This window comes from Ancylomarina sp. YFZ004 (assembly GCF_054254355.1).
This window is the reverse complement of record NZ_JBTCHQ010000003.1, coordinates 167,093-179,436: the sequence shown is the minus strand read 5'-3', so window position 1 is coordinate 179,436 and position 12,344 is coordinate 167,093. Positions and strand designations below refer to the sequence as shown.

Here is a 12,344-nt window from a genome sequence, read left to right as displayed (position 1 = left end):
AAACAAAGCACTCTAGATATCTAGAGTGCTTTGTTTTTTTATCAGGTTTATTGATTTATAATTCCTGCAACCTTCCATTAATAGCCTTCCAATAAGCTTTATGGAAATCCATGCTTTCATCATCTATCCACTCAGGGAAGAACTTAGCCTCACCTTGAGGTGTGAATTGTACTTTATCCTTAGGGTTATAAAAGCCTGATCGTTCAGGATGGAACTGAATACCAAAGACGTTTGGATATCTCTTGTGGTAAATGGCTTCAATAATCTTTCCATCGGTAGAGAGTGCTGAAACTTTAAAGCCTTTACCTAGCTTCTCAATTGCCTGATGGTGATAAGAATTGACCAGTGGACTATCCTTTTTATTTATTCCCGTTAGTTTAGAAAAGAAAGACCCTTTGAAGTTGATCTGGTGAAAGTGAAAGCCAGTGAGTTCTAGCTCATCATTCTCGGGCATTTGTCTGTAATAGTTTCTGTGAATCTCATTTTGTCCCAGTTTAGCCAGACCTTCACTTTCCACGCCATTGTATATTTCTGATGGGATATCCTGAATTAAGCTGCCACCTGTGGCTATATTCATGCTTTGCATGCCCAGGCAAATGCCATGTATTAAATAATTGGGCTTTTGTTTAAGTAAAGCCTTATAGCTTTTATCTTGAGAACCTCCCAGTAGGTGAAAGATGAAAGAAGTCTCAAAATAATGACGATATGGATCGTAAACTTTAGTTAATGGATTCTGCACTTCGTTATAAAGCTCTGCTGGAATATCCGGCCCACCAAAGAAAAAGACAGCATCACTATTGATAAATAATTCGTTGAATTCATCACTTAACTCATTGTTTCCATATAGTTTATCTGTAGTTATATTATCTATAAGTTCAAGTAACTGCATATTTAGTGTTGTAATGGTATCCAATACAGTTTGAGCTTTCGTATAGTCATATTTTTCTCCACTGTGATATAAACCAATCAATTGAATAGAATCCAAATCAAGCAGGCCTTTACTTGCCAAAGTAGACATGATTTCGATATTAGTTGCTGTAGGATGGGCAATTAGAATGCGTTTATTCAGATTGTCGGGTAATGGCTTTAGAAGTTGTGCCTGCAAAAGAGTGACCGGTAAAAGCAGGAGTAAGAGTAATTTGAATTTCATTGTGTTTTTCTTTCAGTTAGTTTGAGGTCTGTTAAGTCTTATCCAAAAATAAGCTTTTATATCTGAAAACTACATATTCCCAAAGAGCTAGCTGTAAGCAATCGTAATGATGTAGGCTAAACCTTGTTTATAAGATCCTCCAAGTCTAGTATTTAAGTTGATTCGTGAAAAAGGCGGTCAACTTATTTTTTTTAATAACTTTAGATGACTGACTTAAAAAAAAGAGAATGAGAATATGGTCTTTACACCCAAAATATCTAGATGCTAAAGGGCTTGTAGCACTCTGGCGAGAGACTCTATTGGCTAAAAATGTATTGGAGGGTCAAACAAAAGCTTATAATAATCACCCACAACTGGATCGATTTAAAAAGTCAAATGATCCCTTATTATCAATTCATTATTACTTAAGTATTGTCTGGCAGGAAGCGAATGCAAGAGGCTATAAGTTTGATAATAGAAAATATGAGAACCTTGAGTTGATTAAAAGAATCAAGCTAAACAAGGGACAAGTTGAATTTGAAAAAGAGCATCTCCTTAAGAAATTACGCTTAAGGGATGAGATAAAATATGCTGAACTGTTGTCTTTAGGATGTATTGAAATACATCCTTTATTTAATGAAATTGAAGGAGAAATTGAAGAATGGGAAAAAATATAAGCTTGCTTTTTGTCTTTGTGTTATTATTGAGTTCATGTAAAGCACAGGATACAAAAACAGATAAAACGGTTGTGAAAGACTTTGACATCGATAAGTATTTGGGTTCGTGGTATGAGATTGCCCGTTTTGATCATCGTTTTGAAAGAGACTTGGTTGGAGTAAAGGCAACTTACTCATATCGAGAAGATGGAAAGATAAAGGTCGTAAATAGTGCCTACAAGGAGACTCTTGATGGGGAAAAGTCTGAAGCTATTGGCAAAGCCAAGATTCCCAACCCCATGGAAGCCTCAAAGTTGAGGGTGTCTTTCTTTTGGATTTTCTATAGCGATTATCTGGTTTTTGAATTAGATGAAGATTATCAGTGGGCTGTTGTTGGTAGTCAGTCTGATAATTACCTATGGATTCTCTCACGTCAACCAATAATGAAAGAAAGCTTGTATAGTGATTTATTAGTGAGAATAAAGAATAGGGGCTACGATACGAGTAAACTCATTAGAGTTAAACAAAAAACAAACTAAGAGCAGAGGGATAATTTAGTTTATCAATTCTGATTAATGAAATATATGAGTCGATAGTTAATCTATAGGCTCATTTTTCATGTCTAAATAAGAAATATTAAACCTTAATTAACATTTATTATTTAAAACTGAGTCGGAGTTTTGTATAAAATATTGACTTTAATGATTTATGACAAAAGGCTTGTTTTTTATCTTGAATGCATCTAAAATGATGACTAGAGTCGCTTTTTAGTGAATTAATCGTCATAAAGCTTGCTTTTTTAAAATATATATTCTAATTTTCAAATTCTTTAATTGTATATATTTAAGTAAAATGAAGTCTTAATGACCAGTAGAAGGTAAATCTAATACATGACATGATGATGAAAAGGCAAACACTACATAAGAAGATTGTAGGGATTCAAGGACTTGAGTCTTGTAATGCCTTTCAGTATTTCGAAGAACGATTATCTCATGTTTTAGAAACCCATCTATATGGATCCCCATCCGTAGATCTTTTGAGATTTAAGGAGAAGCAAATGATTTTCAGTTTGATATGGTGTATTAATTCGCCTCAAAGGGCTCCTGAAAATACTATAAGTGATTCTGAATTAAAGGATTTCGGTGAAAAGTATCAACAAATTATACGCACTTTTAAAGTGAGTCATGAAGGTAAAGAGATTAGCCTTCTAGATTATAATATACTGGCAGCATTCTTACATGTCTTGTACCATGGAATTAAGAATAGGAAGCGTACAGGGCATTTAAAAGAAGCCTTTGCTATACCAATACTCGAGGGAGTATCTATGCTGAAGGGAGTTCCCAATATGTATACAGCTTGTTTATTCATGCTGATAAGTCGTCTGAACGATATTCGTAAGCATTGCTATTCTTTCGAAATGCAACGCAGTAATGGACAAGGCAACTTAAGTAAAATATTAACCCCTGTTATTTCTCTTAATTGGGCTAGACAAGAATCTATGATGATTCATCGAACCCTTCAATCAGTTTATAAAGTGGTTAATCCATTAATTTCGTCCAGTGCTAATTGGCTTAATATTCCTAAAGAGAAGCTTGGATCTCATTATTCAGGAAACAAAAATGAATTGAATTTGTATATTCAATCCGATGCTTTAACTCGATTACAAGAGTGTTTGGATATCTTCGATCAGCAAGGACTGAATGAAATTTTGAGTTTTAATCTAAGACACTTTGATGCGTTTCAACAATATAAGGGGAATCTATTATTACCTATTAATCTGTATCAGATTAATGTAGGTTACTTGGTTTGTGATTTGATAGATGATAAGCTTGTGGTAAGAACCTTCCGTTTTATAACGCATAACAATACCCCTGAAGGGGATTGCCTAATAAATAAGCAAACACAGTCAAGTTCGGAAATGACCTTTAGCTTTATTGATAAGTTGAGTCTTTTGCTAAAGTTAAATGATGAAGTGGATTTGAATTCGTATTATGAAGCAGGATATGAAAATCTGTTTCGTTTGAAAGATTATAATTTAAAAATAGATGCCATGCAAGAAGCAAATTATGAAGAATTTCATTCTTACATCAAGCAAGGAAATGAAGCCGAATTGACTTCAGAAAGTATTAATGAAGAAAATCTGACCTTGAAAGATTATTCTTTAGGGAAGTTGTTAGGTCTTTTGATACTGAACACCCTAGGTTTGATTGTGGCACAAGTCATGAAGGTTTTTTATTCTTTAGCCAATAAGTTTAAGGGCTTAGCTAAGCAAAATGTCGACTTAAATGGGCAGATTGAGAAACAAAAAACAATTGATCTTTCAAATGCAAGATCGATTGTGTGTAATGAAGTTGATGTGACCCTTTCTGAATCAAAAAAATATGAAGAACAGGCGAGTTAATTATCTCTAACTGCTTGAATATCTATATGTAGCCTAAAGAAATGAAAATTAATAAGTGATAGAAAATATAACCTATGTGCATGAAAAGAGTTGCGATGATAGTTAATATATTATTAATGTATCTCTTCGCAAGCTAATTAAGCTTTTACTCTTGAATAATACACCTTCCAGCTAAGTGTCAACTTAAGCTAGAAGGTGTTTTTTACAAAAGTGATTTTTCGACGCAAATTGGAATATATCAAAGCAGAAATATTAGATTTCTTTGAATTAATTTATTGTTTATTTGTTATTACTGCTTGAGAATAGACTTGAAGAAAATTTAACCAAACTGGATAGTTGTCAAATAATTGATATAAATGTTATTAGAGAGCTTGTAAGGAAGAAGATCTTTATGTCTGTATTTAATTGAAATATTTTTTTATGGAAAGTTTTATTCTTATTTTAGCCAGTAACACTATTAAATATATGGCTTATATGAATTCATTTCTACGTAGGATATCGCTTATTAGCCTATTGATACTTTCTCTATCTGTAGTGTCTTCTATAGCTCAACGTACGGTTTTTAGTCTGAGCGAATATAATAAAGGGAATAATCTACCTGAAGAGTTGATTAAAGATATTGTAACTGATGGATATGGGATACCTCATTTCGCCACAGATAATGGTTTATATGCACTTATTCGCAATGAGTTTCATATTATAAATCCCCCAAAAGGCAAATCAACCTTTTTTAAAGCTTTTTCTGTTCTTAAGGACCACACAATTCTGGTTATTGCTGATGATGCGATTTATAAATTGGTGCATGGAAAAGAAGCTAACTATTTGGAGCTATTTATCGATTGCAACAATGGGGATACTTATCCTCATTTTCCTAAGCATATTTTCGAAGATAGTCAGAATCGAATTTGGATAGCCGATCATACTGATGTGTTCTGTTATACCGACAGTGAGTTGTACAAGTATAAAATGGATGAGAAAAATAAAACAACGTCATTTGCTCGTTCTTATCAATTTGTTGAGTTGGATCAAGGCCAGATTATCACTGTTTCTCAAAAGGGGTGGTTTTATAGATTAAATGAGGGAACGAATTCCTTTGAAGAGATAAATGAGAAAGCTGATTTTATTGTTCACTCTATATTTTTACATAGGAGTAATGAGTTTCTTTTAGGAACGTCTAAAGGTTTAATGAATTACAAATGCTCTTCTGATGGCCGTATTTTGGAGAAAAAAATATTGGATCCCTATATTGTAGCATCCTGTATTATTCCGATAAAAAATGATCGTTTTTTAGTGGGCACTTGGTTTCAAGGTTTAGTAGAAATATGTTGCCAACCTCAAATTAGGATTTATCCTGTAGGAGGCTTTCCTTCATTCACTATCAATAATATGTACAGGGATACCCATGGATGTGTGTGGGCAGCTACCAACTCTGGTGTTGTTCATATGGAAAAGCAATTCTTTTCGATCCAGCTACTCAATGGTAATGCTGATTATGTGAATGATGTAGCTAAGGATGGGAAATATGTCTACTTCTTAAATGGTAAAGATGTATATCGGGTTAATCCAGACTACAGTGTCGAGACTTATCTAAAATTAAAAACAAACAATTCAACAAAGTTGGGTATTTGGAATAATTTGATACTTGTAGGGAATGAAAAAGGAGAGATTGATTGTTATAAGGATCACAAACTCATGTTTCATTTCAAGTTGTCGGATATGAAAGTGACTGATATTGTTATCAATTCAAAATATGAAGCATGGGCCGTCAGTAATTCTGAACTATTTAAGCTTGATCTGTTGAATGGAAACCAAAAATCATATTTACAGCAACTTGGTGGAGAACGTATTGTGTTTGATGTAGAGTATTTTAATGAGACTGATCTAATTATTTCTGGAGCTAAGTCAGGAACTTATTTATACCAATATAAAAAAGAGGATGATAGTATAAGGAATATTAGTGTTGAAGCTGATTTTATGAAGGGTGAAGAGTTTTGGACAACAGATCTCGAAGTTGATGGTGATAGTTTATTTATTGGAAGTTCAATAGGTGTAATTAAATATTGTGAAGGAGAAGTTGAGCGATTAGATTTAGGACGGTACACTGAGATGGGAGTTGTTTCAGTGACAAAGGATAAGGGAGGTGATTTATGGATAAATGGAAGTAAGGGTGTTTTTAGAAGAAAAGGGAATGATCTAAATCTATTTACAACTGATGATGGATTGCCATCTATGATATCTCTTATTGGGAATATGTTGGTTGATTCTAGAGGTATAATATGGCTTGGTACAAGTAATGGTTTAAGTTATGCTGATGCTGGACAAAGTTCTAGGAAAAGTCCCAAACCATTAATTTATGGTGCTTTAGGAAATGAGCAAACTTCCCTGTTAGATAAGGAATATGAGGTGATAAAGAATACCACGATCCTATTTGATATAAGCAGTGTGTTTTATCCTCAATCAAAGAATCAATTTGAGTATTGTATCCAATGTGCTGAGAATAATAAAAAAGAATGGTTGCCATTGACGGATAAAAATCAAATCCTAATATCGGATTTGAAAGTAGGGAATTATCAACTTAAAGTACGTACCAAACATGACGGTAATTATTGTTGGAGTGAAGAAACTATTTTACCTATTCGAGTTAATGAAGTTTGGTATTTGAGATGGTATAGTTTAGTGATTTTTGTTTTGTTTATGATTGGTTTAATTTACCTCACGTATGTAACAAGTAAAAACAGAGCATATTTAAGAATGCTCACATTAAGACGTATGATTAACGAAAAGACTAAAGATTTAAAACAAGTTAATCAGGAGTTGGAAACGGCCAACTTGGCTAAGGATAAATTTATTTCAATATTAGCTCATGATTTGCGCAACCCCTTTAATGCCATTCGTGGGTTTTCTCAAATGCTAGTCGATCATACTATAGAGTTAGATGATGATGAAAAAGATGAATTGATCAAGATGATATATAAAAGTTCAGATGATACTTTTAAGTTACTTGAAAATTTGCTTGAATGGGCTAATGTGCAAAAGGGTAATCTGAAAGCAAATATTGAATCCATCAATTTGAGGATTCTTATGCAGAATAATTTGGAAATTCATCAAAAACTTGCTGCTGTTAAAAAAATAAAGATTAGGGGCGAATTCCAGGATTTGTTTGTAAAAGCAGACAAGTATATGCTTGATACCGTAATTCGAAATTTGATTTCTAATGCCATAAAGTATTCTTATTCAGAGGATATAATTAATCTAGAAATTGAAGAAATGAGCGATATGGCTATGATTAAAATAAAGGATCATGGGGTTGGAATGAGTCAAGAGAGACTGGATCAGCTTTTTCGTATAGATGCCATTAGCTCTACGGTGGGAACGACAGATGAAACCGGTACAGGTTTTGGACTCATGTTATCCAAAGAATTTATTGATTTAAATGGGGGTAGAATTGAAGTTACCAGCGAGAAGGATATGGGCACAGTTTTCTCAGTGTTTATTCCCTTAGATAAATAATAAAGCCATTTATTGCTTCCTTATTAACTCTTCATCTTAGTCTACAAACAAGCTTTTATTATAAAACTCATTAATATTGTACTTATTTATTCTAAATAAACTTGTTGTTTTTATCATACTTTAAAGTCTTTTATTGGTTTGTAGGCAGATTGAATAAGTGTTTTAATCTGCTTAACAGCTTCTTGTTTCGGCTTTTAGTGGACAAAACACCCTCCAAAACACATAAATTCAAACGTAAGTTGTTGTAATTCTGAGTCTTCTATATTTTGTAATCTAGAGATTGCAAAATTATCAAATAATGCTTGCACAGCAATAATTAAAAGCTTTACTTTGCGGCCGTAAAAATGAGGGGAAACAGTGATGTTTCCTGACATTTCTTACCGGATTATCTATAAAGGACATCCGATCTACACAACCACAAGACTTAAAACAAGTTAGCATGACTAAGATGCAATTCAAGGCCGGTGAGTGGCAAAAAAATATTAACGTAAGAGATTTCGTTAATAACAACCTAACTTCTTACGAAGGAGATGCTTCATTTTTAACTGGAGCAACAGAACGCACAACAAAATTATGGGATATCTGCAAGGATGCAGTTAAAGACGAGCGCGCAAATAACGGTGTACGTTCTATAGATACAGAAACTGTATCAACAATTGCTTCTCATGGAGCAGGATATATCGACAAATCATTGGAGTTGATCGTAGGTCTTCAGGCTGACGAATTGCTTCGTAGAGCAATGAAGCCTTATGGTGGTATTGCTGTTGTTGAGAAAGCATGTACTGAGCAAGGTCTTGAGGTTTCAGATCGTGTTAAAGATATCTTTCGCAACTTCGCAAAAACTCACAACGATGGTGTTTTTGACGCTTATACTGACGAGATTCGTAAATTTCGTTCATTAGGTTTCCTTACAGGTCTTCCTGATAACTACGCACGTGGTCGTATTATTGGTGACTACCGTCGTGTAGCTCTTTACGGTATCGATCGTTTGATCGAAGTAAAGAAAGAAGACTTGAAAGGTTTGACCGGAACCATGACTGACGAATTAATTCGTCTTCGTGAAGAGGTTTCAGAGCAAATTAAAGCTTTGGGTCAAATCGTAGAATTAGGAAACAAGTATGGTTTAGAATTAAACCGTCCAGCTGAGACTGCTCAAGAAGCAATTCAGTGGGTGTATATGGGTTATCTAGCTGCTGTTAAGGAGCAAGATGGTGCTGCAATGTCATTGGGTAATGTTTCTACTTTCCTTGATATCTATATTGATCAAGATATTAAAGCAGGTCTAATTACTGAAGAGTTTGCTCAAGAAATGATTGATCAATTCGTAATGAAATTGCGTATGGTTCGTCACCTTCGTATGAATGCTTACGATGAGATTTTCGCTGGTGACCCAACTTGGGTAACTGAGTCAATCGGTGGTAAAACGATGGATGGAAGATCTAAAGTAACTAAGACTTCATTCCGTTTTCTTAACACATTATATACTCTAGGAGCTTCTCCAGAGCCAAATATGACTGTGCTTTGGTCAGACGAACTGCCAGAAGGATTCAAGAAATACTGTGCTCAGGTTTCTATCGATACATCTTCTATCCAGTACGAGAATGACAAATTGATGCGTGATACACGTAAGTCTGATGACTACGGTATCGCTTGTTGTGTTTCTTACCAAGAGATTGGAAAGCAAATTCAGTTCTTTGGTGCTCGTTGTAACTTAGCTAAAACACTTCTTTTGGCTCTTAACGGCGGACGTTGTGAGAAAACAGGTATTTTGCTTATCGAAGGTATTCCAGCTATGTCTAGCGATGTGTTGAATTACGACGAAGTAATGAGCAACTATATGATTGCGATGAAACAAATGGCTCGTGTTTATAACGATTCAATGAACATCATCCATTACATGCACGATAAGTATTACTATGAGAAAGCTCAAATGTCTCTAGTTGATACAAATCCTGCTATTAACCTTGCTTACGGTATTGCTGGTCTTTCTATCGTTGCCGATTCAATGTCTGCAATTAAGAACGCTAAAGTAACTTCTGTTCGTAACGAAGAAGGTTTAACAACTGACTTTAAAATTGAAGGTGATTTCCCATTCTATGGTAACGATGATGATGCAGTAGACTGTTTTGCAGTTGAAATACCACACATCTTCAACAACTTGTTGAAAGAACTTCATACATATAAGAATGCTGAGTCTACTATGTCTATCTTGACTATTACTTCTAATGTAGTATATGGTTTGAAGACTGGTGCGACTCCTGATGGTAGAGCTTCTGGTGTGCCTTTTGCTCCTGGTGCTAACCCAATGCACGGACGTGATTCAAACGGTGCTATCGCTTCTTTGAACTCAGTTGCTAAAATTAACTATGAAGATTCATTAGATGGTATTTCTAATACATTCTCAATTGTTCCTAAATCATTAGGTGCAACTCCAGAATCTCGTTCTGAGAACTTAGTAACTATGATGGATGCTTATTTCATCAAAGGTGCTCATCACTTGAACGTAAATGTATTGAATCGTGAACTTCTTATGGACGCAATGGAGCATCCAGAGGAGTATCCACAGTTGACTATTCGTGTATCAGGTTACGCAGTAAACTTCGTAAGATTGACTCGCGAGCAGCAGTTAGAGGTTATTTCTCGTTCTTTCTTCGAGAGAATGTAATAATAGATTCTAGAATTAAGATAATTCCGGGGCTCCATTGGAGTTCCGGAATCTTTTTATAAAAAGATAAGTTTTTTACTTACAACAAAAACATACAAATGCTAAACGTTCACTCATTCGAATCGCTTGGAACCTATGACGGACCAGGTATTAGACTTGTAGTTTTCCTACAGGGCTGTGCATTTAAATGTTTATACTGTGCGAATCCTGATACCATTACTTTCAAGGGAGGAACAGCTGTTCCGAACACTGAAATTATGCGTAAGGCTCGCAATCAAAGACCCTTTTTCGGTAAAAAAGGAGGAGTGACATTTTCAGGAGGAGAACCTTTGTGGCAAGCTAAAGATTTGTCTGTTCTTTTTCAGGAGTTGAAGGATGATGGTTTTAATACATGTATTGATACCAATGGCAATGTATTTAACGATGATGTGAAAAATCTGCTTAAAAATACAGATTTAGTCCTTTTGGATATCAAACATATCAATCCAGATTGGCATAAGACCATAACTGGTAAAACCAACGAAACAACCTTGAAGTTTGCAAAATATCTAAAGGATACGAATACACCAGTCTGGTTACGTTATGTACTAGTTCCAGGTTATTCTGATCAGGAAGATTATATGCACGAAATGGGGCAGTATTTCAAAGACTATTCAAATATTGAGAAGTTAGAGATTCAGCCATACCATAAACTAGGCGTTCATAAATATGAACACTTGGGTATGAAATATGAACTTGAAGGAGTTCTTGAGAATTCACCTGAACAATTGACTCGAGCTGAAGAGATTATGAGTCAGTATTTTAAAGAGGTGATTATTAATTAAATTAGAGTTTAACTCTTTGTAAAGATTTAAGTAATGTCTTTTAATACATTTGAAGAAACTGTTGAGACAGTAGAGCGTAAAGCATTTATCACACCAAAGGAGCCTATTCCTTCAGTAGCTTATACAGCATTCAATTCTCCAAAAGAAACCGTAGAAGTTGTTAATCATACAGCAGAAGCAAAAAGAGATACAGCATCTAAAAAAGTATTTGTACTTGCAATTTTAGCCGGTGGATATATTGCTATGGGTAGTCTTTTAGCTTTAGTCATCGGGGGTGCAATGCCAGGACTGGCTCAATCGAACCCTGGCTTGCAGAAATTCTTTTTTGGAGCCGTTTTCCCCTTAGGTTTAATTCTTTGTGCAGTCGCAGGAGCTGAGCTTTTTACCGGAAATACAGCCTATTTTATACCTTCTGTATTATCAAAACGTATGTCTTATAAGGTTCCTTTAAAGAACTGGACTATTGTTTATATTGGTAATTTTGTGGGCTCACTTATAGTGGCTTACTTCTTGGTTTATCTAACCGAGGTTTTAATGAATTCACCTTCGCTTGATTCAGCTATTAATATTGCAATTGCCAAGACATCGAATCCTTTTTATAAGACTTTCTTAAAAGGAATAGCATGTAACTGGATGGTGGCTTTAGCCATGTGGTTAGCTTATGCAGCCAAAGATATAACAGGTAAGATTTTAGGTATTTGGTTTCCTGTAATGGCCTTTGTAGCTATGGGGTTTGAACACTGCGTAGCCAATATGTTCTTTATTCCAGTTGCCATTTTCCATGGTGCTGATATCACTTGGATGGATTTTATTGTGAAAAACTTGATTCCTGCCACTTTAGGTAATATAGTTGGAGGAGCTTTGTTTGTAGGGACAGCCTATTGGTATGCTTACGACAAAAAATAAAATAATTTCAAATTGTTTCTAAAGCAGTAATCTTTAAGGTTACTGCTTTTTTATTTTAATAGAATTCTGAATGATGAAAACGCTATCGATCTTAGATTAAAATATACTCTCTACTTACATATTTTAAGATAAAACATCATAATAGCGATAATTGGTAATATTTTAGTTTGTTTTTAATGCAAATCATGCTTTATTTTATATTTTTGCCTTACAGTAATGATGACTAAGTTTAGATGGCTTCCTTTTGAATTTA

At 34.5% G+C, this 12,344-nt stretch carries 8 protein-coding genes; 7 read left to right on the top strand and 1 reads right to left on the bottom strand.

Features of this window, described 5'->3' with window-relative positions:
• Positions 1-55: 55 nt before the first annotated feature.
• Positions 56-1,150 (bottom strand): gamma-glutamyl-gamma-aminobutyrate hydrolase family protein, encoded by a 1,095-nt coding sequence (locus ACXR6G_RS06345; RefSeq protein WP_458360569.1) that lies wholly within the window; start codon positions 1,148-1,150, stop codon positions 56-58.
• A gap of 227 nt (positions 1,151-1,377) precedes the next feature.
• Between ACXR6G_RS06345 and ACXR6G_RS06340 the strand changes: the two genes are divergently transcribed.
• From ACXR6G_RS06340 to ACXR6G_RS06310, 7 genes are all read left to right on the top strand, one after another.
• Complete coding sequence (locus tag ACXR6G_RS06340) at positions 1,378-1,806, top strand: pyrimidine dimer DNA glycosylase/endonuclease V (protein WP_458360568.1); 429 nt, start codon at positions 1,378-1,380, stop codon at positions 1,804-1,806.
• Positions 1,791-2,324, top strand: coding sequence for a lipocalin family protein (locus ACXR6G_RS06335; protein ID WP_458360567.1), 534 nt, complete (start codon positions 1,791-1,793; stop codon positions 2,322-2,324). Before ACXR6G_RS06340 ends, ACXR6G_RS06335 begins: the two co-directional genes overlap by 16 nt.
• Positions 2,325-2,683: 359 nt before the next feature.
• Positions 2,684-4,186, top strand: coding sequence for a hypothetical protein (locus tag ACXR6G_RS06330; protein ID WP_458360566.1), 1,503 nt, complete (start codon positions 2,684-2,686; stop codon positions 4,184-4,186).
• Between the two features lie 420 nt (positions 4,187-4,606).
• Positions 4,607-7,696, top strand: coding sequence for a sensor histidine kinase (locus ACXR6G_RS06325; RefSeq protein ID WP_458360565.1), 3,090 nt, complete (start codon positions 4,607-4,609; stop codon positions 7,694-7,696).
• A 439-nt stretch (positions 7,697-8,135) separates the two neighbouring features.
• Positions 8,136-10,361, top strand: coding sequence for a formate C-acetyltransferase (gene pflB / locus ACXR6G_RS06320; protein WP_458360564.1), 2,226 nt, complete (start codon positions 8,136-8,138; stop codon positions 10,359-10,361).
• 98 nt (positions 10,362-10,459) lie between these two features.
• Entirely contained in the window at positions 10,460-11,185 is a 726-nt protein-coding gene (gene pflA / locus ACXR6G_RS06315) for a pyruvate formate-lyase-activating protein (protein WP_458360563.1), read from the top strand.
• Positions 11,186-11,218: 33 nt separating this feature from the next.
• Positions 11,219-12,091, top strand: a complete 873-nt coding sequence (locus ACXR6G_RS06310) for a formate/nitrite transporter family protein (protein ID WP_458360562.1) — start codon at positions 11,219-11,221, stop codon at positions 12,089-12,091.
• Positions 12,092-12,344 lie beyond the last annotated feature (253 nt).